Source organism: Rhizobium sp. 10N414 (assembly GCF_056394785.1).
The window spans coordinates 499,583-526,140 of the sequence record NZ_JBFTIN010000001.1; the positions used below are offsets into that span (position 1 = coordinate 499,583).

The 26,558-nt window shown below is 60.6% G+C and carries 25 protein-coding genes and 1 tRNA gene; 15 read left to right on the forward strand and 11 right to left on the reverse strand.

What is annotated here, in order from left to right:
* Window positions 1-215: 215 nt before the first annotated feature.
* On the reverse strand, window positions 216-629 hold the full coding sequence (locus AC1DE4_RS02480) for a pilus assembly protein N-terminal domain-containing protein (protein ID WP_018855315.1): 414 nt from the start codon (window positions 627-629) through the stop codon (window positions 216-218).
* Between the two features lie 399 nt (window positions 630-1,028).
* Between AC1DE4_RS02480 and AC1DE4_RS02485 the strand changes: the two genes are divergently transcribed.
* The 10 genes from AC1DE4_RS02485 to AC1DE4_RS02530 all read left to right on the forward strand — a co-directional run bounded on the left by AC1DE4_RS02485 (window position 1,029) and on the right by AC1DE4_RS02530 (window position 10,535).
* Window positions 1,029-1,232, forward strand: coding sequence for a Flp family type IVb pilin (locus AC1DE4_RS02485; protein WP_112642127.1), 204 nt, complete (start codon window positions 1,029-1,031; stop codon window positions 1,230-1,232).
* A gap of 92 nt (window positions 1,233-1,324) precedes the next feature.
* Window positions 1,325-1,837 carry an A24 family peptidase gene (locus AC1DE4_RS02490; protein WP_477879707.1) on the forward strand — a complete coding sequence of 171 codons (513 nt, stop codon included), beginning with the start codon at window positions 1,325-1,327 and terminating at the stop codon, window positions 1,835-1,837.
* Between the two features lie 106 nt (window positions 1,838-1,943).
* Entirely contained in the window at window positions 1,944-2,759 is an 816-nt protein-coding gene (gene cpaB, locus AC1DE4_RS02495; RefSeq protein ID WP_477879709.1) for a Flp pilus assembly protein CpaB, read from the forward strand.
* A 5-nt stretch (window positions 2,760-2,764) separates the two neighbouring features.
* Window positions 2,765-4,276: a type II and III secretion system protein family protein gene (locus AC1DE4_RS02500; protein ID WP_477879711.1), complete on the forward strand. Its 1,512-nt coding sequence runs from the start codon at window positions 2,765-2,767 to the stop codon at window positions 4,274-4,276.
* A 17-nt stretch (window positions 4,277-4,293) separates the two neighbouring features.
* Window positions 4,294-5,025 carry a CpaD family pilus assembly protein gene (locus AC1DE4_RS02505; RefSeq protein ID WP_062375640.1) on the forward strand — a complete coding sequence of 244 codons (732 nt, stop codon included), beginning with the start codon at window positions 4,294-4,296 and terminating at the stop codon, window positions 5,023-5,025.
* A gap of 18 nt (window positions 5,026-5,043) precedes the next feature.
* On the forward strand, window positions 5,044-6,321 hold the full coding sequence (locus tag AC1DE4_RS02510; RefSeq protein ID WP_477879714.1) for a CpaE/TadZ family protein: 1,278 nt from the start codon (window positions 5,044-5,046) through the stop codon (window positions 6,319-6,321).
* 29 nt (window positions 6,322-6,350) lie between these two features.
* Window positions 6,351-7,820 carry a CpaF family protein gene (locus AC1DE4_RS02515; protein WP_477879716.1) on the forward strand — a complete coding sequence of 490 codons (1,470 nt, stop codon included), beginning with the start codon at window positions 6,351-6,353 and terminating at the stop codon, window positions 7,818-7,820.
* A 4-nt stretch (window positions 7,821-7,824) separates the two neighbouring features.
* Window positions 7,825-8,832, forward strand: coding sequence for a type II secretion system F family protein (locus AC1DE4_RS02520; RefSeq protein ID WP_112642139.1), 1,008 nt, complete (start codon window positions 7,825-7,827; stop codon window positions 8,830-8,832).
* A 12-nt stretch (window positions 8,833-8,844) separates the two neighbouring features.
* Window positions 8,845-9,828 carry a type II secretion system F family protein gene (locus AC1DE4_RS02525; RefSeq protein WP_062375629.1) on the forward strand — a complete coding sequence of 328 codons (984 nt, stop codon included), beginning with the start codon at window positions 8,845-8,847 and terminating at the stop codon, window positions 9,826-9,828.
* A 74-nt stretch (window positions 9,829-9,902) separates the two neighbouring features.
* Window positions 9,903-10,535 (forward strand): LysE family translocator, encoded by a 633-nt coding sequence (locus AC1DE4_RS02530; RefSeq protein WP_477879719.1) that lies wholly within the window; start codon window positions 9,903-9,905, stop codon window positions 10,533-10,535.
* A gap of 2 nt (window positions 10,536-10,537) precedes the next feature.
* On the opposite strand, the gene AC1DE4_RS02535 is transcribed toward AC1DE4_RS02530, so the two are convergent.
* Window positions 10,538-11,365: a tetratricopeptide repeat protein gene (locus AC1DE4_RS02535; RefSeq protein WP_025659781.1), complete on the reverse strand. Its 828-nt coding sequence runs from the start codon at window positions 11,363-11,365 to the stop codon at window positions 10,538-10,540.
* 143 nt (window positions 11,366-11,508) lie between these two features.
* Between AC1DE4_RS02535 and AC1DE4_RS02540 the strand changes: the two genes are divergently transcribed.
* The 3 genes from AC1DE4_RS02540 to AC1DE4_RS02550 all read left to right on the forward strand — a co-directional run bounded on the left by AC1DE4_RS02540 (window position 11,509) and on the right by AC1DE4_RS02550 (window position 14,231).
* Complete coding sequence (locus tag AC1DE4_RS02540; RefSeq protein WP_477879721.1) at window positions 11,509-12,897, forward strand: leucyl aminopeptidase family protein; 1,389 nt, start codon at window positions 11,509-11,511, stop codon at window positions 12,895-12,897.
* 115 nt (window positions 12,898-13,012) lie between these two features.
* The gene (locus AC1DE4_RS02545) at window positions 13,013-13,363 is read left to right on the forward strand and encodes a MarR family winged helix-turn-helix transcriptional regulator (RefSeq protein WP_062375618.1); all 351 of its coding nucleotides are present in this window, start codon (window positions 13,013-13,015) and stop codon (window positions 13,361-13,363) included.
* A 10-nt stretch (window positions 13,364-13,373) separates the two neighbouring features.
* Window positions 13,374-14,231, forward strand: a complete 858-nt coding sequence (locus AC1DE4_RS02550; RefSeq protein WP_477879724.1) for a C40 family peptidase — start codon at window positions 13,374-13,376, stop codon at window positions 14,229-14,231.
* Here the strand turns inward: AC1DE4_RS02550 and AC1DE4_RS02555 are convergent.
* From AC1DE4_RS02555 to purU, 8 genes are all read right to left on the reverse strand, one after another.
* Window positions 14,224-15,615, reverse strand: coding sequence for an amidase (locus tag AC1DE4_RS02555; RefSeq protein ID WP_062375611.1), 1,392 nt, complete (start codon window positions 15,613-15,615; stop codon window positions 14,224-14,226). The two genes, AC1DE4_RS02550 and AC1DE4_RS02555, sit on opposite strands and share 8 nt — an antisense overlap.
* Window positions 15,616-15,622: 7 nt before the next feature.
* Entirely contained in the window at window positions 15,623-16,513 is an 891-nt protein-coding gene (locus AC1DE4_RS02560) for an ABC transporter permease (protein WP_477879726.1), read from the reverse strand.
* A gap of 1 nt (window position 16,514) precedes the next feature.
* Window positions 16,515-17,462, reverse strand: coding sequence for an ABC transporter permease (locus tag AC1DE4_RS02565; protein ID WP_477879728.1), 948 nt, complete (start codon window positions 17,460-17,462; stop codon window positions 16,515-16,517).
* Between the two features lie 47 nt (window positions 17,463-17,509).
* The gene (locus AC1DE4_RS02570; protein ID WP_477879730.1) at window positions 17,510-19,039 is read right to left on the reverse strand and encodes an ABC transporter substrate-binding protein; all 1,530 of its coding nucleotides are present in this window, start codon (window positions 19,037-19,039) and stop codon (window positions 17,510-17,512) included.
* Between the two features lie 121 nt (window positions 19,040-19,160).
* Window positions 19,161-20,186 carry a P1 family peptidase gene (locus AC1DE4_RS02575; RefSeq protein WP_477879732.1) on the reverse strand — a complete coding sequence of 342 codons (1,026 nt, stop codon included), beginning with the start codon at window positions 20,184-20,186 and terminating at the stop codon, window positions 19,161-19,163.
* Window positions 20,187-20,303: 117 nt separating this feature from the next.
* Window positions 20,304-20,498 carry a hypothetical protein gene (locus tag AC1DE4_RS02580; RefSeq protein WP_007529092.1) on the reverse strand — a complete coding sequence of 65 codons (195 nt, stop codon included), beginning with the start codon at window positions 20,496-20,498 and terminating at the stop codon, window positions 20,304-20,306.
* A gap of 521 nt (window positions 20,499-21,019) precedes the next feature.
* Complete coding sequence (locus AC1DE4_RS02585; RefSeq protein WP_062375593.1) at window positions 21,020-23,947, reverse strand: aminotransferase; 2,928 nt, start codon at window positions 23,945-23,947, stop codon at window positions 21,020-21,022.
* 109 nt (window positions 23,948-24,056) lie between these two features.
* Window positions 24,057-24,941, reverse strand: a complete 885-nt coding sequence (gene purU / locus AC1DE4_RS02590) for a formyltetrahydrofolate deformylase (protein WP_018855336.1) — start codon at window positions 24,939-24,941, stop codon at window positions 24,057-24,059.
* A gap of 348 nt (window positions 24,942-25,289) precedes the next feature.
* Here purU and AC1DE4_RS02595 point away from each other — a divergent pair, with 348 nt between their 5' ends.
* Window positions 25,290-25,625, forward strand: coding sequence for a hypothetical protein (locus AC1DE4_RS02595; RefSeq protein WP_477879734.1), 336 nt, complete (start codon window positions 25,290-25,292; stop codon window positions 25,623-25,625).
* A 240-nt stretch (window positions 25,626-25,865) separates the two neighbouring features.
* Here the strand turns inward: AC1DE4_RS02595 and AC1DE4_RS02600 are convergent.
* Window positions 25,866-25,950: transfer RNA gene (locus tag AC1DE4_RS02600), tRNA-Leu, on the reverse strand.
* Window positions 25,951-26,127: 177 nt separating this feature from the next.
* On the opposite strand from AC1DE4_RS02600, the gene AC1DE4_RS02605 reads away from it, so the two are divergent.
* On the forward strand, window positions 26,128-26,556 hold the full coding sequence (locus AC1DE4_RS02605; protein WP_100248237.1) for a BA14K family protein: 429 nt from the start codon (window positions 26,128-26,130) through the stop codon (window positions 26,554-26,556).
* Window positions 26,557-26,558: the final 2 nt, after the last annotated feature.

Sequence of the window (26,558 nt, forward strand, 5' to 3'; positions counted from 1 at the left end):
GTCCCGCGCATCGCGGGCCACTTCTCAAGCCTTATAACGGCCGAGCGGACTTGGCAAACGAGGCTGACGCGTCAGCAATCGCCGCACGCTATCGTGGTGCTCCCACGGGGAGAAAGAAATGACTGTGGCTGATCGTGATCGTGCTGCCGTTCGGCAGCAAGTTGGGTGCGTTGAGCCGGATCAGAAGTCTAACGGAATTCGCGGATACTCAGCAGCTATTGCTGGCTTGCCGTTGCCGTCTCTGTGCCTTGTTGGCTATGCTGTTCGCAATTCGGAGTACAAGAAAGAACAGAGCGCTCCGTTTGGCGAAAAACGCGAACAGTGTTGGCCTCATCAATCGACACCAGGATGCTCTCATCCAGTATTGCGTTGCCATCCGCATCAAGCAGCACAAGATTGGTTGTGCCGAAACTGCGCCCGGTCAGGACGATCGTCTTGGAATCCGCCACGGTTGCGTCGGCAACCTTGGCGTTTCCGACGATGACCTTGCTCACTGGACGATCGAGTTTCAGAACGCGGGCTTGATCCATGTAGACCCGCAGAATGTCCTGTTGCGCGAGCGCGGATCCGCCAAGGCCGAGGGCGGCAAAAAAGCTGGCCAGGATGATCCTCTTGCCACTCGGCGACATTTGATTCTCTCTCGGGTTACGGCGATTTTCACCAAGCAGCATGAGAAAAATTGGTGAATGAAGTCTTAAGCCTATTATGGTTTATCGAAGACACCAGTTTTATGAGCCACATTGCGACAGGGGCTTCGAGGGCATTAGCCTTTTCACCGCCATCGAATATCGGCACGAGGACATTCCCTAGCATCAAACGCCTTTACTACCGGGCGCGCAGGACTTTTCTATAAAACTCTTAACAATTGCGATAGGGAATACTTACCATCCTCAGGCATCGGTCATAATTTACCGGACGGTAACCTAACTCTTTAAGTTGATGGAAACAGGCCCGCGCTAAATTGTTGCAATCCGATCAACGGCAACAGTTGGCGGACTGCTGAACATCAACTGGAGTTAGGAGTTACCATGACCAAGCTTGTTAGCCGTTTTCTCAAGGACGAATCCGGCGCGACCGCAATTGAATATGGCCTGATCGCAGCGCTTATCTCTGTTGCGCTGATCACCGGAGCAACCGCAGTGGGCAGCAAACTGAACACTGTCTTCATGGGCATTTCCGGCAGCATGGAAGATGCCGCGACGAAGGCTGCAGCGCAGACGGGTACGCCGTAATCGGCGTTTTGCGCCCAGGCGCCCGACGCCAACCAAAAACGGCTCACTCGCACACAAACGGGTGAGCCTTTTGTCTTTAGTACGGTGGCACAATGATCGTAGCTGCAGTCCTCGTAGTCTTCCCGCTTTGCCTTGCCATCGCGGCATTCTCCGACCTCTTTACGATGACGATCCCGAATCGGGCATCGATAATTCTTGCACTTGCCTTTGCAATCATAGCGCCACTGACGGCAATGCCCCTTTCGCTAATCAGCATGCATGTCGTCGCCGCTCTTTCCGTTCTCGGCATATGCTTTGCTCTGTTCGCCCTCAACATCATGGGCGGCGGTGACGCAAAGCTGCTTGCAGCGACATCGCTCTGGTTTGGGTTCAATCCCGCGCTCGTCGAATTCCTCATCTTTGTAAGCATCATTGGCGGTCTCGCAACGCTGGTGATCCTGATTATTCGCACACAGGCAAATACAATCCTTGCAATTGGGCTGCCGGTTCCGAGTTCTATCCTGCTCGCTAAGAAGATTCCCTATGGCATCGCGATCGCGATCGGCGGCTTCGTGGCCTTTCCCTCTTCACCGCTTTTTCTTATGGCACTTGAGGGCCTGAAGTAACGGCAAGTTAATCCTCCGTTAACTTAAAATCGAAGGCTTTCATTAACTATAATTATACCAATTGCAGGCCATTCTTCGGGTATTGCGAATCCCTGAGGAACGATTAATGAAGCCCGCCCGCCTTTTGATACTAGGAGTCGCTGTCGTTGCGGCCGGCCTTGCTGGCGTGCTGGCGATGAGCCTCGCGGGTCGTGGCTCCGTTGTCACCAAGGTCAAATCAGTCGTCGAGAAAGAGCCGACCGTCAAAATACTGGTCTCCGGTGCCAACCTCCCAGTCGGCGCACGATTGGATGATAAAGCCGTTCACTGGATGGCCTGGCCGCAGAGCGGCGTCGTCCAGGGCTTCATTACCGAAACCGACAAGCCAGATGCCCTGAAAGACCTGCAGGGCGCTGTCGTTCGCCTGCCGATTTTCGAGGGCGAGCCCATCCGCGCGGAAAAGATCGCGGATTCGAACAGCCGCATCCTGTCCTCCCTCCTGCCCTCCGGAAAACGTGCCGTCGCAACCGAGATTTCGGTTGCGACAGGTGCCGGCGGCTTCATCCTGCCGAATGACCGCGTCGACGTGATCATGGTCCGCAAGTCGAAGGAAGCCGACAAATATCTGACCGAGACTGTGCTCAGCAATGTGCGCGTACTCGCGATCGACCAGCAGATCCAGGAAAAGGAAGACGGCTCGAAAGCCGTGGTCGGGACCACCGCAACGCTTGAGCTAACCCCCGACCAGACCAAGGTGCTGGCGGTTGCCCAGCAAATGGCTGAGCGGCTGTCGCTGGCATTGCGTTCCGTTGCCGACGCCCAGGAACAGGATACGAGCGCTGCTGACTACCTCCTCAGCGGCGATAATGGCAGCGCCATCGTGCAAGTCATCAAATCAGGCTCAATCGTCACAGACAGCAGCAGTGCGCCGAAGGCCGAGTAAAGGAAATGGGAATGGGCAATTTGAAGCGCTACACAAAGCCCTTGATGGCAGGTTGCTTGTCCTTTGCGATCGCATTCACGGGCGCCGCTCCGGGCGTTCTCGCTCCTGTTCTCGGTGCAAGAGCTGCGTACGCGGTTTCCGATGGGATCGTTAACATCACCCAGGCTGGACCTGGCGCACACCGCAGCCTGAAGCTCGGTTTGAAGAAGGCGATTGTCGTTGACCTTCCGGTCGATGCACATGACATCCTCGTCTCGGACCCTTCCATGGCAGACGCGGTCACCCGTAGCTCGCGGCGCATCTATCTGTTCGGCAAGCAGGTTGGCCAGACGAACATATTCATTTTCGGCGCCGATGGGCAGCAGATCGTCAGTCTCGATATCGCGATCGAACGCGACGTCGCCGGCCTGGAGGCCAATCTCCGGCGCTTCATCCCCGACTCCTGCATCAAAGTCGAGATCGTGTCCGACAATATCGTGCTGACCGGCACAGTTCGCACGCCGCAAGACGCGGCTCAGGCCGCTGACCTCGCGCAAGCCTTCCTGAAAGGCGGCGAAGCAACAACGCGTACGGAAACAGCCACCGCTTCTGGCGGAGACGGTTCGGTGGCCCTTTTCGCCGAAGGCCGCCAGACCTCACAGGTCGTCAATCTGCTGCAGATCCAGGGCGAAGACCAGGTCACGCTGAAGGTCACCATCGCGGAAGTTCGCAGAGAGGTACTGAAGCAGCTTGGCTTCGACAATCTCGTTTCCAATTCCAAGGGTCTCTCGGTTGCCCAGCTCGGCTCCCCGAACTCCGACAGCGCCGCCGCGATCGTTGGCGGCGGCCTAGCGGCCCTCTTCAAGAGCTCGATCGGAAAATACGATATCTCGACCTATCTCAACGCGCTTGAACAAGCGAAGGTCGTGAAGACGCTGGCCGAGCCGACACTGACGGCGATTTCCGGCCAGGCAGCAACCTTCAATTCCGGCGGCCAGGTGCTGTATTCGACCACGGACAATGACGGCAACGTCACGATCGTTCCTTATAACTACGGCATCAATCTCGCCTTCAAGCCGGTCGTTCTCTCCTCCGGTCGTATTAGCCTGGAAATCAAGACGAACGTATCGGAGCCCGCCCCTTCCGTTTCCGGCTCAACGCCAACCTACCAGCGCCGCTCGGCCGAGACCTCCGTCGAGCTTCCCTCGGGTGGCTCCATCGCGCTTGCTGGGCTGATCCGCGACAACGTGTTGCAGACCTCGAACGGCACGCCGGGCGTCAACAAGATCCCTCTGCTTGGCACATTGTTCCGGCAGCGCACTGTCGAGCGTGATGAGACCGAACTTGTCATCATTGCAACACCCTATCTCGTTCGCCCGGTTGCTCGCGATCAGCTCAGCCGCCCGGACGACAACTTCAGCCCGGAAAACGACGCGGCGACCTTCCTGCTCAATCGCGTCAACAAGGTTTACGGCGGCCGTGAAACGCCCGTCGCCGACGCGCAATTCCATGGCTCCATCGGGTTCATCTACAAATGAGCGCGGCAGGATCAGCAATGGCACAACACAGAGATCAGCCGATGGCCCACATGCAGAACACCGCACATGATTCCCGCCGTTCGAATTCGCTGCTGACATTTATCGCGGTGGCTGCCGCCCTGCTTTCCGGCTGTGCCTCCCATGACCAACTGACGACCGGTGGCATTCCCGACGACTATCGCCAGCGACACCCGATCGTGGTTGCCGAAGCCGAGCAATCGGTCGATATCCCGGTCGCGTCGACAGACCGCCGCCTCAACATCGCCCAGCGCGACATGATCCGCGGCTTCGCGCAGAATTACACATCGCGGGCAACCGGGCCGGTCTATCTGCTGACGCCCGAGGGATCGCCGAATGCGGCGGCAGCACGGCAGCTGCGGGGTCAGGTACGCGCTGAGCTTTCCGCCCGCGGCATCGCAAGTTCCAAGATCGTCAACAGTTCCTACGGAGCGGCCGGCGCGGGTGACGCAGCGCCCATTCGCCTGACTTTCGTCGGCACGACAGCAATGACGTCGCAGTGCGGTCAATGGCCGAGAGACATCATCAACGATTTCACCAACCAGAATTACTACAATTTTGGTTGTGCAACGCAGAACAACCTGGCTGCACAAGTGGCAAACCCGGAAGACCTGATCGCGCCTCGCGGCATGACCCCGATTGATGCGGCCCGCCGCAACGCCGCAATCAAAGAGTATCGCGAAACGACAAGCACGATTGAAGACGTCACCAGCAGCTCCAACAGCTTCTGATCAGTTTAGGACCGAACGATGAGTACAGTCGAATACGAGATCAAGAATACGACGGAGCTGCGCAACGCAGAAGACGCCGTTCGTATGGCCGAGCTCGAGAACATGCGTCCCTTGCCCCGCATATCGGTCCACGCCTTCTGCGAAAGCGAAGAACTGCAGCGTGTGATGGAGCGTTGCAGCCATGACCGCCGCATGTCGAAGGTCAGCCTGCGCATCACCAGCGGTGGCATTGCCGCGGCCGCGAACATGTTCGCCACTGCGCCGACGCCCAATCTGATCATTCTCGAAACCAGGACGGTATCAGCAAGTGTGCTGAACGAGCTGGCGCCGCTTGCCACCGTTTGCGACCCGTCCACCAAAGTCATCATCATCGGCTACCATAACGACATCGCGCTTTATCGTGAACTCGTGCGCAACGGCATTTCCGAATATATGGTCCAGCCGGTCGCCATGCCCGATATCATGATGGCGATGGCGACGATCTTCGTCGACCCTGATGCCGAGCCGCTCGGCCGCAGCATCGCCTTCATCGGCGCCAAGGGCGGCGTCGGTTCCTCAACGATCGCTCATAATTGCGCCTTCGGCATCTCCAATCTTTTTTCGACCGAAACGATCCTGGCTGACCTCGACCTGCCCTACGGCACGGCCAATATCGATTTCGACCAGGACCCGACGCAGGGCATCGCGGAAGCGGTCTATGCGCCGGAACGCCTGGACGAGGTGTTTCTCGATCGCCTGCTGACGAAGTGCTCCGAGCATCTGTCGCTGCTTGCGGCCCCCTCCCTCCTCGACCGCGCCTATGATTTCGAAGGACAGGCGTTCCAGCCCGTGCTTGAGGTCCTGCAGCGCAACGCCCCCGTCACCGTGCTCGACGTACCGCATGCCTGGTCGGAATGGACACGCTCGGTGCTGGCCAGCGTGGACGAGGTCGTCATCTGCGCGTCTCCCGATCTTGCCAACCTGCGCAACACCAAGAACATGATGGATGCGCTGCGCAAGATGCGGCCCAACGACAAGATGCCGCATCTGATCCTCAATCAGGTCGGGATGCCGAAGCGGCCGGAGATCAGTCCGGCCGATTTCTGCGGTCCGCTGGAAACCGATCCGATCGCGATCATCCCCTTCGATGCCAACCTGTTCGGCAACGCGGCCAACAGTGGCCGGATGATTTCGGAGATGGATGCAAAGTCACCGACGGCGGAAACATTCTCGCAGATATCGCACATCGTGACCGGGCGAATTGCCATCAAGAAATCACGCAAGGGCGGATTGCTCGGCCTGCTGAAGCGCAAATGACGCCCGCCAAGATCGGATTGGAATAAGGCATGTTCGGAAAACGCGGAAACGAGGGTTTTGGCAAGGCGGGCGGCACCATCGCGCCGCCTCCGCCGGTTTCACAGCCCTCCCCGTCTGCCCCTGCGATTCTGGTCGAGCCGCAGCGCGAGCCCCCGCGCCAGCAGGTTCCGCCGCCGCCGATGCAGACGCCGCAGCGCAAGCGCCCGACCCGCACGGATGAATATTACGACACGAAAGCGCAGGTCTTCTCGGCGCTGATCGATACGATCGATCTGTCGCAGCTTGCCAAGCTCGACGGAGAAAGCGCGCGCGAAGAAATCCGCGACATCGTGAACGACATCATCACGATCAAGAACTTCGCGATGTCGATTTCCGAGCAGGAAGAACTGCTCGAAGACATCTGCAACGACGTTCTCGGTTACGGCCCGCTCGAACCGCTGCTCGCCCGAGACGATATCGCCGACATCATGGTCAACGGCGCCGGCCAAACCTTCATCGAAGTCGGCGGCAAGACCATCGAATCCGAAATCCGCTTCCGCGACAACTCACAGCTGCTGTCGATCTGCCAGCGCATCGTTAGCCAGGTCGGCCGCCGCGTCGATGAATCAAGTCCGATCTGCGACGCCCGTCTGCCCGACGGCTCCCGTGTCAACGTCATTGCGCCTCCGCTCGCGATCGACGGGCCGGCACTCACCATCCGCAAGTTCAAGAAGGACAAGCTGAACCTCGAACAGCTCGTTCGCTTCGGCGCCATCACGCCTGAGGGAGCGACGCTTCTCCAGATCATCGGCCGCGTCCGCTGCAACGTCGTCATTTCGGGCGGTACCGGTTCGGGCAAGACGACGCTGCTCAACTGCCTCACCCGCTACATCGACGTGGACGAGCGCGTCATCACTTGCGAAGACACGGCAGAACTGCAGCTGCAGCAGCCGCACGTGGTACGCCTCGAAACCCGGCCGCCGAACATCGAAGGCGAAGGCGAGATCACCATGCGCGATCTCGTCAAGAACTGCCTTCGTATGCGTCCGGAACGAATCATCGTCGGCGAAGTGCGCGGACCGGAGGTTTTTGACCTGTTGCAGGCAATGAACACCGGTCACGATGGCTCCATGGGCACGATCCACTCGAACTCGCCGCGTGAATGCCTCAGTCGTATCGAGTCGATGATCGCGATGGGCGGTTTCACGCTGCCGGCAAAGACCGTGCGCGAGATCATCTCCGGTTCGATCGACATCATCGTCCAGGCGGCCCGCCTGCGCGACGGCTCGCGTCGCATCACGCAGATCACCGAGGTGATCGGGATGGAAGGCGACGTCATCATCACCCAGGACCTGATGCGCTACGAAATCGACGGCGAGGATGCGTCGGGTAAGCTGATCGGCAGGCACAAGTCGACCGGTATCGGTAAGCCGCATTTCTGGGATCGCGCGCGCTACTTCAACGAAGAAAAGCGCCTTGCCGCGGCACTCGACGAAATGGAAGCGAAATCCAAGGATTAGTGAGATGTTCGGGTTCGATCCTGTTGTGTTGGCCATTGTCGCGCTTGCCGCCATTGCGGCTGGCGCCGTTTGCTATGGCCTTCTCTTCACGCGGATGGAAACCGAAAAGAAGTCGGCCAATCGCGTCAACCGCGTCGCTTCGGCGGAGGCTGACAAGGCTGGTGTCAAGGCAGCCCGCGACCGCGTCCAGGAAATGTCGAAGCGCCGGAAATCGGTGCAGGACAACCTGAAGGACCTTGAGAAGCGCCAGCAGGAAAACACCAAGAGGAAGCTGTCGCTGAAGTCGCGGCTGACCCAGGCCGGCCTCAAGACCACGCCGGGGCGGTTTTACATGTTCAGCGCCATTGCTGGCCTTGTGCTGATGTTTGTTGCCTTCCTTGCCGATGCGCCTGTCATGGTCGTACTCGGTCTGCCGATCATTGCCGGACTTGGCATGCCGCGTTGGGTACTGGGCTTTCTGATCAAGCGGCGGCAAAACAAGTTTCTCGATGAGTTTCCCAACGCTCTCGACGTCATCGTACGCTCGATCAAATCAGGCCTGCCCTTGAACGATGCCATCCGGCTCATCGCCAATGAGGGCAAGGATCCCGTGAAGAGCGAATTTCGCCGCGTCGTCGAATCGCAGCAGGTAGGCCTCAGTGTACCCGATGCCTGTGCACGTATGAGCAATTTCATGCCTCTGCAGGAGGTCAGCTTCTTTGCAATCGTTATTGCGATCCAGTCGCAGGCAGGCGGCAACCTTTCTGAAGCCATCGGCAACCTCGCAAAGGTCCTGCGCGACAGAAAGAAGATGAAGGCGAAGGTCAAGGCACTGTCGATGGAAGCAAAGGCGTCGGCCGTCATCATTGGCGCGCTGCCGTTCATCGTTGCAACCCTCGTCTATCTGACATCGCCGGAATACATGCTGATCCTCTTCACCGACCCTCGCGGCCACCTGATCATGGGTATATCGGCGGTCTGGATGTCGATCGGCATTTTCGTCATGCGCAACATGGTCAATTTCGACATCTAGTGGAGAACAGGCGTGTCATCTGACCTCGCGACCAAACTGACAGACCCCACCATGCTGATCGCAGTGCTCGTGGCGATCGCTGTCTTCGCCAGCCTGTATACAATCGCTGTCCCGTTCTTCGAGCGCGGCGACCTCAACAAGCGCATGAAGGCCGTATCGACGGAGCGCGAGCAGATTCGCGCTCGCGAACGCGCGCGGATGAACACCGATTCTGCCGGGAAAGCTTCCCTTCGTACCCAGAACAACCGCTCAGTGCGACAGATCGTGGAGAAGTTCAACCTTCGCGAGGCACTGGTCGACGAGAACACCATGAACAAGCTCCGGGCAGCCGGGTTTCGTTCCGAAAATGCCTTGAACATGTTCCTGGTCGCGCGTTTCCTGTTGCCGTTCCTGTTCTTCGGCCTCGCAGTTTTCTGGGTCTTTGGTCTCGATCATCTGGCCGAAAAGCCAACGACGATGCGCTTCCTGGTGACGCTCGGCATCGCCTATGTGGGCTTCTATGCACCGAACATTTTCATCTCCAATCGCATGTCAAAGCGACAGCACTCGATCAAGCGTGCCTGGCCCGACGCGCTCGACCTGATGCTAATCTGCGTCGAGTCGGGTATTTCGATCGAGGCCGCCATGCGTCGTGTATCCGAAGAACTCGGCGAGGCCTCGCCGGCGCTGGCGGAAGAGATGATTCTGACGACCGCCGAGCTTTCCTTCCTTCCCGATCGGCGGGTTGCGCTTGAGAACCTCGGCCTGCGCACGCAGATCCCACTGGTGCAGTCCGTCACCCAGGCCCTGATCCAGGCGGATCGCTACGGCACGCCGGTTTCACAGGCGCTGCGCGTCCTCGCACAGGAGGGCCGCGACGAGCGCATGAACGAGGCAGAGAAGAAGGCTGCGGCACTTCCCCCGAAGCTCACGGTGCCGATGATCCTGTTCTTCCTGCCGGTTCTCGTCGCCGTCATCCTCGGGCCAGCCGGCATCCAGGTCGCGGATCGCTTCTAGTATTTCGACGAGGCTGGCGATCTACACGCATTGGGCATAGGGTCGGGCGTTTTCCGAGTCAGCTGGAGCCCACGATGTCGTCTGTAAGCATCTTCCTGAGTATCATTGCCGCCCTTTCGATAGGGGCGATGAGCCCCGGTCCGAGCTTTGTCCTCGTTTCACGCATTGCAATGTCGCGTTCACGTCTGGACGGGCTTGCGGCAGCACTCGGCATGGGCATTGGCGGCGTTGCCTTCAGCGTGTTGGCGCTGGCGGGGCTGACGGCACTGCTTGCGCAATTCGGATGGCTTTATCTGGCGCTGAAGGTGGCGGGCGGCGCCTATCTCGTCTACATCGCCCTCAAGATCTGGCGTGGCGCGCGCGAGCCGATCCATATCGGCGACGCGGCAAGCGACCATCGCTCACTCGCCCGCAGCTTCACCACCGCTCTGCTGACACAGCTCAGCAACCCAAAGGCGATCGTCGTCTACGCCAGTATCTTCGCAGCCCTGCTGCCGAAGACGATTCCGCTTGGACTGATTTTTTCGCTGCCGATCGGCGTGTTTGCCGTTGAAGCCGGCTGGTACACGATCGTCGCGCTCGCATTCTCGGCCAGCCACCCGAGGCGGCTCTACCTCGCTGCGAAGACCTGGATCGATCGCTTGGCAGGGACGGTCATGGCCGGCCTCGGCGTGCAGCTTGTCACCTCGGGGCTAGCTGGCCGCTAACGTCAGTTCGTGGCGGTGGGACCGCTACCGCTATCCTTGGCCGCAAGCTTTTGCCAGGAATTCTGCTGTGACAGCATCGAGCGCAGATAGGCGACGTTGGCGTCGGCCTGTTCTTGCGAAAGCTCGCCACGCGCAATCTTTTCCGCTTCCGGGAACCGGCCTTGAAGGCCAATGACGAGCGCCAGATTCTGACGGACCCGACTATCGGCGGTGGGCTGGCCTGCGGCCTGACGCAGATAGGTCTCGGCCGTTCGGAGGTCACCGGTCAGAACATAAGACATACCGAGGTTCGACAGGATCGATGCTTCGTTCGGCTGGGTGTCGAGCGCTTCGCGATAGCGCTGGCGCGCTTCGGCAGAGCGGCCGAGCTGATCGAGGATCGCGCCCTCCGCCGATGTGAGCTTCCAGTCTGGACGATCCGGCGTCTGAGCGCGACCGATCGTATCAAGCGCCTGCTGTAGTTGACCGGCGGCAGCCTGGGCCTTTCCGTAGGCCGCGAGCACGGTTCGATCAGTCGGGTTGGCAATGGCAACCTGCTGCATGACCGCCAGCGCCTGGGCGTCGCGGCCCTGCATGCGCAAGAGGTTGGCATAGTTCACGCCGTTGACGGCATCACGCGGGTTCTTTTCGTAGGCCTGTCCGACACGCTCGGACGAGCTGCGCAACTCGGCTTCGTTCATCGCTTCGACCGGCTTGGCGAGGGTCGGCACCGATCCCGTCGTCATCCGATCCTTGGTTGTCGTGCAGCCGGCGAGTGCCAGCGCGACGAGCGCGGTCGCAGCGCCCTGAAAAACTCGGGTTTTGAGCGAAGTATTAGCCGAAGCAGGCATCATGTGTCCCTGAGATCCGAATCGGCGTCTGACCTCAAAGCGGAACAGGGAAAGGCTTTGACGCAATCTTCACTCCAGCAATAGTCTGTTAACCCTAACATACCGTTAAGACGCGATTCCCGGACTTGCCCCGAAGGAAACACATGGCACCCTATCAGTTCATCGAGAGACCGACCCCGTTCAACACCAAAGGTGGCTCGACCCTGCCGATCTTTGCCGTCACACCGGCACATATTGAAACCGGCACGATCGACCCGATCGCGCTCGATTGGGCCAAGAAGGCGGGATACAAGGCCGAAAGCGGCTCACTGCTGCTCATTCCAACATCGGACGGTCATCTCGGGGGCGCGTTGTTTGGGCTCGGCACCAATCCGTCCGAGCAACCTTACATTACCGGTAAGCTTGCGCGCACGCTGCCGGCCGGCGACTGGCACATCGAAACCGCACCGCTGACGGCCAACCGTCTCTCGCTTGGCTTCGGCCTCGGCAGCTATCGCTTCGATCGGTACAAGTCGGAGAAGGCGTCCGCTCCGACGCTGATGATCCCGCGCGATGCTGACGGAGCGGATATCAAGCGACAGCTTGCCGGCGTCTTCCTGGCGCGTGACCTGATCAACACGCCGACTAACGACATGGGACCGAACGAACTGGAAGCCGCCTTCCGCGGGCTTGCCGCCCATTACAAGGCGGAAATCAATGTCGTCAGCGGTGACGATCTGCGGCAGAACTTCCCTCTGGTCCATACGGTCGGCCGCGCGAGCGCCGATGCGCCGCGCCTGCTCGAAATGCGCTGGGGCAAGAAGGGTCACCGCAAGATCACGCTTGTCGGCAAGGGTGTCTGCTTCGACACCGGCGGTCTCGACATCAAGCCGGCGTCTTCGATGCTGCTGATGAAGAAGGACATGGGCGGTGCGGCAAATGTCATGGGGCTGGCGCTGATGATCATGGACGCCAAGCTCAAGGTCGATCTCAGGGTTATCATTCCCGTCGTCGAAAACTCGATCTCGTCGAATGCCTTCCGCCCGGGTGACATCTACCGGAGCCGCAAGGGGCTGACGGTGCAGATCGACAATACCGATGCCGAGGGCCGGTTGATCCTCGCGGATGCGCTTGCCTACGCTGATGAGGAAGCGCCCGACCTCCTGATCGACATGGCGACGCTGACGGGTGCGGCGCGCGTGGCTCTCGGCCCTGACCTGCCGCCCTTCTTTACCGACGATGCCGAACTCGCCCAGGACCTGACCGAAGCAAGCCTTGAGACGGACGATCCCCTGTGGCGACTGCCGCTCTATGCCGGCTATGAAAAAGATATCCGCACCAAATTTGCCGACGTCACCAACGCGCCGGCGGGCGGCATGGCCGGTGCAATCACCGCCGCCCTGTTCCTCAAGCGCTTCGTTTCCAGCGCCACGAGCTGGGCGCATTTCGATATCTACGGCTGGGCGCCATCGGAACGACCCCACTCCCCCGGTGGCGGCGAGGCGCAGGCCATTCGTGCGCTCTATCACCACATTCGGCAAAGTGTGCGTTAACGCGATCGTTAAAATTTTATTCACCCTTTGGGGCGGCAGATTTGCCGCCCCATTGCGTTGCGCGACCACGTGCCGGAAAATGGAACGCGGGGCGTAACGAGTTTCCGGAGGAGCCATGCCGATCGCACTGACGGCTTCGCAGGCATTGGGCCTGTGGCATGGTGTGACGCTCAATCAGGTCAGACTTGATGATCGCGATTTGACGTTGCGCCAGATGGCGATCCTGCTGCATATCTATCTCGTGCCGCCGCCGCATACCGTGCGCGGCCTAGCTGCGACGCTCAACGTGACCAAGCCTGTCATCACCCGGGCATTGGATACAATGGGGGAAATGGGTCTGGTCGACCGTGTGCGCGACGAACGCGACCGGCGAAATGTCGTGATAAAGCGTACCGTCGGAGGGGCGCTCTATCTGGAAAAGCTTGGCGATCTCGTGCGCGACCAAGGTCGCCGCCTGACGCCGTGAAAGGGATACAATGACGATGCTTGATCGCCGCTTGCATGCCTACCGACCGGATCTCGCCGAGGCGGGGCTGGAAGGACGTGTGGAAGCCCTGCGCTTCGTTGCCGGCACACCGGCCCGGGTGGCAGTGCCGGTCATTGGTTTGCGGCCCGTGCCCGATCTCGCCAAGGGAATCGATACCGAGCTGCTCCTTGGAGAGGAGGTCACCGTCTACGATCGCGCCGACGGATGGTGCTGGGTCAAGGCCAGCGGCGACAACTATGTCGGCTATCTGCCGGAGACCGCCCTTTCGGACGTGCTTGTTGCGCCGACACATGTCGTCACGGTCCAGCGAACTTTCCTCTATCAAGAGGCGGAGCTGCGCAAACCGTACCAATCCATCCTATCCATGGGCAGCCGGGTCAGGATTGTCGGTGAGGCAGAAACACGCGGCAACCACTATGTGATGCTGGAAGACGGCACGGCGATCTTCGCAAAGCACGTGCGGCCGATCGGCGAAGCCCAAGGTGGCGACTATGTCGACGTCGCAAGCCGGTTTCTTGAGACCCCCTACCTCTGGGGTGGCCGCTCCGGACTTGGCATCGACTGTTCGGGCCTCGTTCAGCTCTCGATGCTGATGACGGGACAAAGCGTGCCGCGCGACACCGACATGCAGGCGGCGGGCCTTGGCGAGCCGATCGACCGGGCCGACCTGCGCCGAGGCGATCTGGTCTTCTGGAAGGGGCACGTCGCCATCCTGGAAGATCCGGAAACGATCATCCACGCCAACGGCCATACAATGACCGTGGCTCGCGAAAACCTCCAGGATGCCATCAAGCGCATCGGCTGGCTCTACGAGCAACCGACAGGCTATCGCCGCCCGCTCATCTGACCGGCGGCTTCGGCCATGACCTGATCCCGCCCGTCCACGTTTCGAAAGCCTTCGACAGCTTCAAGACAAACATGTCATCGAAGCGGGGGCCGACGATCTGCAGCCCGATCGGCATCCCTGATCGCGAAAAGCCGCAATTGATCGAGGCGGCGGGCTGCTCGGACAAGTTCCACGGCACCGTGAAGCAGATGTGCTCGAAGGGACGCGCGGGATCGTTCGTCGGCGAAGCCCAATCGGCCGGATAGGAGACGATAGGGTTGGTTGGCGAAATCACGGCGTCGACCTTCGTGAACAGTCTACCGCAACTCCTGCGCATCTCAATCGTCTGATTGAAGCCCCTGACGGCGTCCACGCCGCTTACGGAAGCGCCGCCCTCGGCCCAGGCGTAAATGTAGGGGAGGATGCTCTTTCTGCGCTCACGGCTTAGCTTCTCGATTTCGCCCCAGAAGCGCGCACGCCAGAAGCTATCCAACCCGTCCAGCATCTCCCGCGTCAGAACAGGCTGAACAGGGATGACAATCGCGCCGGCCTCCTCAAAACGTCGGCCGGCAGCCTCAACGGCCGCCCGCACCTCGTCCTCGACCGCGAGGCCACAGCCGGCATCAGGCATCAGCCCAATCTTCAATCCGCGAACATCGATCTCAAGATCCATCCAATCGAGATCCGCTGGAGGGAGGCTGGTGCCATCGCGCCAGTCCGGACGCGAGAGCGTCGCCATCGCGTTGGCCGCGTCTTCGACGGTACGCGTCATCGGTCCGGCGCAACGGCCGACATAGAACGGATCGATCGGGATGCGACCGTGGCTCGGCTTGAAGCCGAAGATCCCTGTCCAGCCTGCCGGCAAGCGCACCGAACCACCGATGTCGGTACCGATGTGCAGGGGCCCATAGCCCGCAGCGGCCGCAGCAGACGCCCCGGCGCTCGATCCTCCGGGATTCTGGGTGGTATCCCAAGGATTGCGGCTTAGGGGGTGGAAGCTGGAAAGACCCGAGGAAAGCATCCCGTAATCCGGGCAGGTCGTCTTCGCAAAGAGCACCGCGCCGTCCTCGCGCAGCCTGGCCGCGGCCGGCGCATCCTCGGTCGCAGGCTGCAGTTCGACCGCCTTGGTCCCGAGCGGCACCGGCTGCCCCTTGGTAGCGATCAGTTCCTTCAGCGTCGCCGGGATGCCATCGAGGAGCCCAAGCGTTGCTCCCCTCATCCATCGGTCGCTTGACGCTTGCGCCTGCTTGCGCGCCGCCTCCGGGTCATAGGCGTAGAGCGCGCAGATGGCAGGCTCCCACGCTTCAATGTGTCGTTCCAGCGCCAGCCAATATTCAAGCGGAGACAGGCTTCGATCGGCGAAGCGCCGCCTCAATTCGTGGATCGTCAAGTCGGTTTCGGACATGGCGCTCTCATCCGGACCTGTGGTTTCGAACACTGACGGCACTCGTCTCGCGCGGGTCGAGCATGTCGCGCAGCCCATCGCCAAGCATGTTGAAGCCGAAGACGCAGAGTGCGATGGCAAGGCCGGGCAGGATGGCCAGCCATGGCGCGAGCGCCAGGTAGGTTTGCGCGTCGGCCAGCATACGGCCCCAGGTCGGGGCGGGTGGTGCGATCCCGAGGCCAAGGAAGCTGAGCCCGGCCTCGGTCAGCACGGCCAAGCCCAACTGGATCGTCACTTGGACAATGATCTGGCTCATGATGTTCGGGAGTACGTGGCGGACGGAGATCACGAAGCGGCTGTTTCCGATTGCGCGGGCAGCGAGCACGTAGTCCCGGCTCCAGGCTTGGAGGGCCGTGGCAAGCGTAACGCGGGCAAAGACGGGAATCATGAACGTTGCAATGGCAACGATCGCAGTAAGCCGGCCGGGACCGAGAAAGGCGCCCAGCATCATCGCCGAAAGAATCGGCGGCAGCGCGAAAACGACGTCGCAGGCGCGCATCAGCAACGTTTCGAACACGCCCCGCACGGCAGCGGCCGAGATACCGGCGATCGAACCGAGCGTCCCGCCGATCGCCACGGCGGCAACGGCGATGGAAAGGGAATTCCAGCAGCCGACCATCAGCATCGAGAGGACATCGCGGCCGAATTGGTCCGTGCCGAGAACGCCGAACGCGAAAGGGGGCTGCAGCTTGTGAATGATCTGCATCTTCGCTGGTGGCAGCGGCGTCCAGACCAGCGACAGCACCGCGACGGCGACAAGAAGGGTGATGACGCCGCCGCCGACGCCCAAATTCATTCTCCGGCTAATGTCAAATCGCCGGCGCTTGAGGCCTATTGGATTGGAGGCGATCGGCGCCATGTCAAACGCCTTTCCGCAGGCGCGGGTCGATCGCCAGATAGGAGAGATCGACGATAAAGTTCATGACGATAACGAGCCCTGCAAAGAGCAGGACGACGTCCTGCATGACGATGATGTCGCGCTGCGACAGCGCCTGATAGGCAAGGCGACCGAGGCCCGGAAGGTTGAAGACATTCTCGACCAAAACCGCGCCAGCAACCAGGAAGGTGAACTGAAGGCCGAGGATCGTCAGAACGGGAACGAGGGCGTTCGGCACCGAGTGCCGCCACAGGACGCGCTGATTCGACAATCCCTTGGCAAGGGCTGTCCTCGTGAAATCCTCATGCAGGGTTTCCAGAACGGCAGACCGCGTGACGCGTGTCAGGACCGCCGCTTGCGGTAATGCGAGCGCCACCGCGGGCATAAGAAGCGCTTTGAGGGCTGGCAGGAAGCCGGCGTTCCAACCCGGGAAACCTCCGGCCGGCATCCAGCCGAGCGCCGTCGAAAACAGCATGATCAGCAGTAGAGCCACCCAGAAGCCCGGAACGGCGATGCCCATCTGCGAAAATATCGAAGCGACAGCGTCAGGCAATCCGCCTCGATGCGCCGCCGCAAGGGCACCGAGAGGGATCGCGATGGCGACGGAAAGCATGATCGCCATCAGCGCCAGCGGAAGCGTAACCGCCAGTCTCTCAAGAATCAGGCCGGCAACCGGCACACCGTAGGTGTAGGATTGGCCGAGGTTTCCGCGGAATACGCCAGCGAGCCATTCTCCATAGCGCCACAGGAGCGGCTCATCGAGCCCAAGCTCGTGACGCAGGCTTGCGAGCGTTTCCGGTGCGGCTGACGTGCCCAGCATGATGGAGGCCTGATCGCCCGGCAGCAGATCCATCACCGCAAAAATCAGCAGCGAGACGACAGCGAGCGTGACAATCAGACCGACAAGGCGACGAGACAGAAGCGTTATCATTTCACGTCCGGTACGATCCGCCGCCTCACCATATCATCAGCCCGTAATCAGTCTTCCCAGGAGACGTTCGTAAGGACGTTCGAGGGAATGGGTTCATTCTCCCAGAGACCCTTCAGCTTCTTGTCCCAGACGCCCAGCTTGGGCATGACGAAGAGATAGAGCGCCGGCACATCCTCGGCCAGAATCTTCTGGGCGTCGCCGAAGATCTTCGCTTGCGCTACAGGATCCGAGGTCTCCTGCACCTTCTTCATCAGGTCGTTGAACGCGGGATTCTTGTAGTTGAAGTAGTACGGATCACGGGCGTAGATGTCGATGTCGAGCGGTTCGGCGTGCGCTACGATCGTCATTTCGTAGGCGCGGTCCTTCATGACATCCTGCACCCACTTGGCCGGGAATTCCGTCGGTTCGATGTTCATGGTCACGCCGATTTCAGCCAGCATCGCCTGCATGACCTGCGCGCTACGCGGCGCATAAGCCATTTGCGGCGACTTGATCGTGAAGGTGAAACCATCAGGATAACCGGCTTCGGCAAGCAGCGCCTTCGCCTTTTCAGGATCATAGGGCAGGGCGCCGGTGAGATCGACGTAGCCGGGGTCGTTCGGCGTGTAGTGGCTGCCGATCGCCGTACCTAGCCCCGACCAGGCGCCGTCAATGACCGTCTTCCGGTCGATCGCCATCATCAACGCCTGACGGACGCGTTTGTCGTCGAAAGGCTTCTTCGCGTTGTTCATGCCGGCGACAACCTTCAGCTCGGTATTGCCGATCTTGGTCGTAAGCTTCGCATCGCCGTCAAACGAACTCATCAGCTCAGGCGCCGCGAATTCCGGAATGGCGTCGACATCGCCCGACTTCAAGGCCGCGGCCTGGGCCTGCGGATCGGCGATGAAGCGGAAGGTCACCTTGTCGAGCTTTGCCGCGGCGTCCTTGCTCCAATAGTCGGCGTTCCTTGCGAGCTCGACCTTGTCGCCCTTTGCCCAATTCACGAACTTGAACGGGCCGGTGCCTACGGGCGTCGTCTTATCCCCGGCGGCAGACTTCGGGCCGACCATCACCGAGGCCGGCCAGCCGAGCCAGTAGAGGAGACTGCCTGTTGGAGCCGAGAGATGCAGGACGAGCGTTTCCGGGTCCGGTGTCTCTATGGAAGTGATCGAGGCGAAGAAGCGCTTTTGCGGGTTTACCGAGTCAGCACCGCGCGCGCGATCGAGCGCAAATTTCGCTGCAGCGGAATCGAAAGCCTCGCCATCATGGAATTTGACGCCGCTCTGCAGCTTGAACGTATAGGTTAGACCGTCCGGGGAAACCTCCCAGCTCTTGGCGAGCTGTGGCTGGATCTTCCCGGTCTCGTCAATCGTTACAAGGCCTTCGAAAACGTTCTGCCAGGTGACCTGGCCGATCGCAACAGGGGCTGCGATCGTCGGATCAAGGCCGGTCGGCTCCACCGTCATGCCAAGGGTCAGCGTGGTCTTGGCGGCTTCCGCGGGGGTCTGCCCCAGCAGCACGAGGCCAACTGAAACCGCCGCACCGAGATAAAATCGCCGGGCCAACAGCGCCGACGGCGCAAGCGAAACCTTCATCAATTTATTCCCCTGTCTGCCCGCCGCCGTGGCGATGACCTTTCTGAGCCAACTTGTCACTCCCAAAACGCACACCGCCTGGCGCGAATTAAGGCCGGGATCTGCATTCGGGGTCTCCTTCGATTTAGGCGCCCTGTTTAGACGAACTTGCGCGATCAGGGTAGCGGTCTCGCCAAGCCTGCTGGGCGCCGGCGACTGGCAGTGCGGTGGCCTCAAAGACTCCCCGCGCAATGGCGCGTGCCATGACCATCGTGGCGAGATGGCAGAGTTCGAAAAAGGCGGGCAAATCCGGTCGGGGCCTCCTGCCCGTCGAGGCCGCAAAGACAGTGTCGCCGTCGAAAGGCAGGTGCGCCGGCAGCAGGGCGCGGGCGAAACCGTCATGGGCCATGATCGCGAGACGGTGCGCCTCCTGCTTGGTCAATTCGGCGTCGGTAACGATGGCGCCAATCGTTGTCGCTATCGTGTTCATGCCCTTTAGCCGCATGCGGATATCGGCTTGTGAGATCGGCGCGGGCAAGCCGAGGCCGCCAAACTCCCCGCCCTGCTCGAACGGCGCCGACCAGAAATGCGGCCCCTCGCCCACTGTCGCCGAGCCAAGCGCATTGACGGCAACGATCGCTCCAATCCGCAGGCCGGTGCTGGTCTCGCCACTTGCCGAACCGAGCCCACCTTTGACGGTCGCGGTTGTGGCACCGGCTCCCGCACCGACGGAACCGAGGGTAAACGGCCCTTTGGCCGATGTCTTGAAGGCTTGATAGCCCATGTCGCGATAGGGCGACTGCAGCCCCCAATCCTTGTCGCCGCCGTTCAGCAGGTCCATCAGGATAGCCTGCGGAACGATCGGCACCTTCACGTCGCCGACGGGAAAACCTCGCCCGGCTTCCCGAAGTCCCGCCTGAACGCCGCCAGCCGCGTCAAGGCCGAAGGCCGAGCCACCTGACAGCACGAAGGCATCGACTGCGCCGACCGTCATCGACGGATCGAGAAGCGCCGTGTCACGACCGCCGGGCGCGCCTCCGAGAACCACAGCGGAGGCCGTTGCCGGTTCGTCGAAGACGATCGCGGTCACACCTGAGCCGAGCCTCAGATCCGTCGCGTTTCCGACCGAGACGCCATCAATGTCGGTAATCAGATTGAGCAAGCGCGCCACCCTTGTTGAGCAAGAGCGCGATAGGACCGCAATGGCGGTCAAAACACAAGACCGGCCTCACCTTTGGCAAGACCGGTCTGAAATCTGTCAGGGCTGGTTGGGCCGTGCTTCATGCCCTCAGGCATGGATGGGCTTAGGGTGACGGCGGGTCATCAGATCATGGATCGCGAGCTTCACCTCAGCCGGCGAGCTGAAATGCTGCTCGTCCAGATCGTGAACGTGAAATTTCACTGCGATGAACTTCAACCGGTTCTCATCCGGGATGACGATCCCGACGGGAACGCCTGCGTATTCGATTACTTCTTTTTTCATGCGTAGAACTCCTGCCGCGCGGTATGCGCTGGCGATGGCGAATTGACTTGTCTGATTCCGTTAAGGGTGGACGAAGGTCACATTCGACAGTTCGGGCGGGAGAGAGCGCCCGGACGGTCATTGCCAAGCACAGTTCGCCCAGGGAAATTGGCGAGAGTGTCGATGTCAGTCATGTCTCGTTCCTTTCTCTGGCGTTGCGCTTGTTTGAGGCCCTGGTGTTCCAAGACCGGCGACGGCCGCGCTATTAATCTACTTTGTTGGTAGACTATAACTAGCAGCCTACAAGAAACATATTCCGAAACGTGTCAAAATATCGACCATTCGGAAAATTTCATTCCATTAGGATCGAATTGACTGAAAGAACTCTATCAAGTCTTTGTGCAATTCGCGTGACAGTCCGACGGTCTCTTTCGATCACGGCGCAGAGATAGGAAGTCCCGCTGATTCCGGCAATGGGGATCTGATGAAAAAACGGGAAAGCCTCGAAATGACCGAAATGGTTAACGCGGGCAAAAAACAGGCTACCACCCCTCGGAGAGCACCTTTTCCAGCATGTCGACGAAGAAATCGGCGCTCTCCACTGTCAGGCAAAGGGGAGGCTTGATCTTCAACACATTGAGGTGATCGCCGGTCGGCTGCATCAAGACCCCGAGATCGAGCAGGCGGCTGCAGATTGCCGCTGTCTCTTCGCTCGCGGGTTCCAGCGTCGTTCTGTCGCGGACGAGTTCGAGCCCGAGGTAAAGTCCCATGCCGTGCACCGCGCCGACGATCGGATAGCGGTCGATCAGCGCGACCAGACGGCTCTTGAGATGATCGCCAACATCGCGCGCATTCGCCTGCAGTTCTTCATCGGCCATGATATCGAGGACGGTCATACCCACCACAGAACTGACCGGGCTGCCGCCAGCGGACGAGAAGAAATAACCTTCCTTCTCCAGCGAATCGGCAATGGCCCTGGTCGTGATCACAGCGCCGAGCGGATGTCCATTGCCCATGCCTTTCGCCACCGTGATGATGTCGGGGACGACGCCCTGTTGCTCGAAGCCCCAGAAATGGTGCCCAAGCCGACCGTAGCCCACCTGTACTTCGTCGGCGATGCAGACGCCGCCGCGGGCCCGCACCTGCCTGTAGACTGCTGCAAGGTATCCGTCCGGCAGCGATATTCCGCCGGCATTCCCGTAGACCGGCTCGGCGATGAAGCCGGCCAATCCCTCGCCCCGTGCATCGACGGCTTCAAGGGCGTCGACGACGGCCTCCACGTAGCCGATCGTCGATTCCGAACCGCGGAACGCACCACGATAGGTATTGGGCGAGAGGACCGCGTGCACCCAGTCGGGCCGCGTCGTCAAAGCCTCCGGATTGTCGGCGATCGAGGTGGACACCGCATCGCTCGCGACCGACCAGCCGTGGTAGGCTTCGAGAAGGCTGAGCATATGCTTGGCGCCCGTGTGCGCCCAAGCTAGTCGCAGGGCGAGGTCGTTGGCTTCCGATCCGCTGTTGACGAGGAACACCGCATCCAGCCCTTCCGGCGCCAGGGAGGTCAGGCGCTCGGAAAATTCCGCAATGGCGCCATAGTGAAAGCGTGAATTGGTGTTCAGCCGCAGCCACTGTTCGCTGACCGCCTCCGCCAGGCGCGGGTGGCCATGCCCCAGAATGGTGACGTTGTTCAGCATGTCGAGATAGGCACGGCCCTCGATATCGAACATATGCTCCTGCCAGCCGCGCTCCATTTGCGGCGGTATTTCGTAGTAGTTCTTTTGCGGCCTTGCGAGATGGGCCTGCCTGAGCGCGAACAACGCTGCCGACGCCAGCTTCGGCGCATTGACGCCAACGCCCAGAAGGGCAGCCGGCGATGGACATAGTTCCGACCAGGCCATGGCCTCCTGCGGAGTGCAGAACAGCGGCGGTTCGACGCCTGGCAAGGTGGAGAGTTGTACGCGCAGCCCGCCGAGAGATCCGCTCTCACCGGATATGGTCCCGAGCGGTTGCCCGGGCTCGACCTCGGCTTCGTTTTCAAGCGACGGCTCAATCCCGTCGAGATGAAGGCTGACACCCTCGCCTGCCAGAACGAAATGGTGATCCTTCCGAATGACCTTCCCCGCGAATGGAGCAGCAACCGTGCTGCCTCCCGCAAGACAGACGTCGGAATGCAGCGTGAAGGTTGCGGATGGGGTGGCGCTCCGAGGCTTCGAGCGCGACAATCGGTATTCGCCATAGCGCGTGGCCGCAGTGCCCGTCTCGGCTGCCGCGCGCGCGAGCAGGCGCCAATCCATGTCGGACTGCGCCCAGTTTCCCGCAGCGAAATGCGGGCTTTGGACACCGAGATCGACGAAGGATATGGTCGCCGGGTCGATGTCGGGCAACAATGGACGCCAGTCCTCCATCGAAACCGCGGCCGTTTCGATGCCCACCGCCTTCAGGACCGCGACTTCCATGAGTTCGAATGGAACGGATACCGCCATATCGAATATGCGGCGTTCGAGCTCGAGATTGCCGCGAACATAGTCGTTCTCGGGATCGATCGAGATCTGCTGCTCGCTGCTGGCGACCAGAATGACCGCGCGGGCAACGACGAGCGGCCAGAGCGCGCGCAGCTCCTCCTCGGTGAGCGGATAAACCTCGTGGTATGCCTTCACTGCAGGAAGAATGTACTGCGGATCGCCATCAGCCTGATGTAGCAGCGAGGCGCAGGTGACCGCCAGATCGCCGATCAGCCAGCCGCGAATGATGTCGCCGAAATCGATGACGCCGTCAGGGACCAGATGGCCCCGCTCATCACGACGGCTGACAACGTTGTCGCCGGTCACGTCATGGTGCACGGCCTGTAGCCGCAAGGACGGCGCCAGGGGTTGGATTCGCCTCACGGCTGACACCATCGTCTTGGCGATGCGATCACGTGCGGCGCTGTCGGTGATCGCCGACAACAACTGGACCGCGACCGGACCGGCGCGGCGCAGGTCCCATTGCAGGCTGCGGTCGAGACCAGGATGCGTGAAGTCGGCCAGCGACTGCGCCAGGCGGGCGCAGAGAGCTCCCAGTGCCGCCACCGACTCTTTCGGCAGGTGCTTGCGGTGCGTCAGCCCCTCGCCTTCAAGATACTCCAGCAGTCGAACCTGAAAGGTCTGGTCGCGCACGGTGACAGCGATGATGTCCTGCCCGTCCGTCGATGGGATGACGTGAGGAACGCGCGGCGCATCCTCTTTCGTGCCGATATGGCGGATGGCTGCGTTCTGCGCCTCGAGCTCCACCGTCTCATAGGTCACATGGCATATCTTGAGCACGTAGCTTCGTTCGCCGGTATCGAGGCGATAGTTGCGATCCTGCTGGCTGCCGAGCTCGGTGATCGCTCCTGACAAGCCATAACGCGACTGAAGGATGTCGCCGGCTTCCGCAGCGGTCACGTCAGGGCGTGGCAACGTCGCGCGATCGGCAAGCGTCTCGTCAGTCATGGCATCCCCCGCGGCATGATTCGATTTCGCAGACTACGCAGATAATCGAATCCTTGCCACCGGCAAGCGAGGAGATCGCGGTCGAACGACGGCAAAGCCGCCGCGGCGATCAGCCCATGCGTTCCGATGCGTAGCTGCCCGGACTTGCGGGAAATACGATCGTGCGGTTGCCGTTCAGGAAGACGCGGCGATGGATATGCGCATGGATGGCGCGAGCCAGCACCTGGCTCTCCACGTCGCGGCCGATGGAGACGTAATCGTCAGCGCTCTGAGCGTGGGTGATGCGGGCGGTATCCTGCTCGATGATTGGCCCCTCATCGAGATCGGCCGTCACATAATGCGCCGTGGCGCCAATGAGCTTCACGCCGCGCTCATAGGCCTGCTTGTAGGGGTTGGCGCCCTTGAAGCTCGGCAGGAAGGAGTGATGGATATTAATGATCTTGCCGGACATCTTGCGGCACATGGCATCGGAAAGGACCTGCATGTAGCGGGCGAGCACAATCAGTTCGGTGCCGGTCTGGTCCACGAGATCGAGGAGCTGAGCCTCGGCCTGCGGCTTGTTTTCCTTCGTCACCTTGATGTGGTGGAACGGAATATCGTGGTTCACCACGACCTTCTGATAATCGAAGTGATTGGAGACCACGCCGACGATATCGATCGGAAGCGCACCGATCTTCCAGCGGTAGAGCAAGTCGTTCAAACAGTGGCCGAAGCGCGACACCATCAAAAGCACCTTCATGCGGCTGGCGCCATCATGGATTTCGGCTTCCATGTCGAATTTCTCTGCGACCGGCTTGAAGCCTTCCTTGAGTGCCGCAAGACCGACGCCTTCTTCTGAAATGAAGCTGACACGGGTGAAGAACTTGCCGGTATCGAGATCGTCGAACTGCGACGAATCGACGATGTTGCAGCCCTGATCGGCCAGGTAGTTCGCGATCGCCGCCACGATCCCGCGCGTCGACTTGCACGTCACCGTCAATACATAGCTCGTCATCTGTTTCCGTCCTTCTCGCGCCGCCTGTCGGCCGGCTGCTTAGATCAAAGCGAAAGTCACGGATAGAGCACCGCGCCTTCATTCGTGCAACTATTTGCAAGAGACGCCATCAGAAGCTTTCAGGTTCCTGGCGCCTCCCCGTCGCGATCAACTTACGGCAGAGTGTGCAAAACTCCGTTCCGCTTGCGTCGTCAAGACGCGTATCCCCGCCGTGGGCCGCACTTGCGCGGCCCCTTCGACGAAGTCACGTTTTCGAGATGACGGCCAACCGAGCGAAGCGCTCGCTTGATGGAAGCCGACGCCGCGCCTACATCGACAATAAAGATGTAATACGACGGATCCGGCGATATGCGGTTCGCAAGAGTGTGGTTGATAGCCTTGGCAGCAACCGGCGCAAGTTTGGCGCCCAGCGCGAGCTTTGCCGCGGATTGGCGGCGAGCCGGCGAGCCGCAGGTCCAGTCGATCTATCCCTATGCAAACCTGCCGGGCGTCAAGGCGCAGCGGGATCCAAAGGACGAGGAACAGTATAGCTGCCGGACGGAGACGCGGCCGCTGCGCCGCGGATATGACAAAATCTTCCGGACCGGCGGGCTGCCAACCCTCGTCTACGTCTGCGATCGTGACGGCGTGGAAAGTGTCGGCACGCAGGTGCCGCTGCGCGGACACTATCAGCCGGTCCGCTGACCCGTTGGGCTGCCCAGGCGGTCGCCCCTACTGAGCAATATGAGTGTCCGGGAGCTCGTGCAGCCGGATTTTACGCCCAGCATTGTCCGAACGACAGCTCGCTGTCGACAGCGCGCCCAAGTCCTGATCGCAACCGCAATCAGCAGCCTGATCGGACGTCTTTACCTGCGCTGCTAATGTCTTTGGGGGAAGAAATGGGAAGACCTTATGTCGGCCTTCACTTTGCATTTCTTAGGGAAATGGTGCCCAGAAGAGGACTCGAACCTCCACGCCTCGCGGCACAGGTACCTGAAACCTGCGCGTCTACCAATTCCGCCATCTGGGCGACGGAGAGCCATGTACGGGGGCGGCCCCTTGCTGTCAACAGGGTTTTTGAAGTTTTCCTGACAGGCAGCAAAAAAGTCGTCCATGCCACTCTTCGCCAGCGCGGTTGCAATCTGAGGCGGCCGCGATAGCGATTGCTGCAAAGGCGTCCTATATACACAGTAGAAAGGATCGTCTGATGGCCGGCTCTCGTAATTTTTGCCTGATCGCGCTCTTCACCCTGCTGCCCTACACGGCGTTTGCGATGCCGCTCGGCGTGTCTCCGCCCGCCGCCGGCGCATCGGACATCATCCGTGTTGGGTCGACGATGTGTGACGCGCGCGGCTGCTTCACTTTCGGGCCGGTCCAATCGTTCCGCCCGTCCTATGTGCAGCCGAACTATCGGCCGCCGACGGCCACCGGTCCGACCTACTATCGGCCGGCTGCGCGAGGTCGCGGACCGCTCTATTACGATCCCCCGCCCGTGCGCACGGTGCAGCCGAAGGCACAGGGACAACAGTTCCATGTGGATTGGTGCCGTAACCAGTACCGGACCTACAATCCGAAGACTGATCGGTTCCTGACCTATGAGGGTATCTACAAGACCTGCAATTCGCCTTACGACTAGGC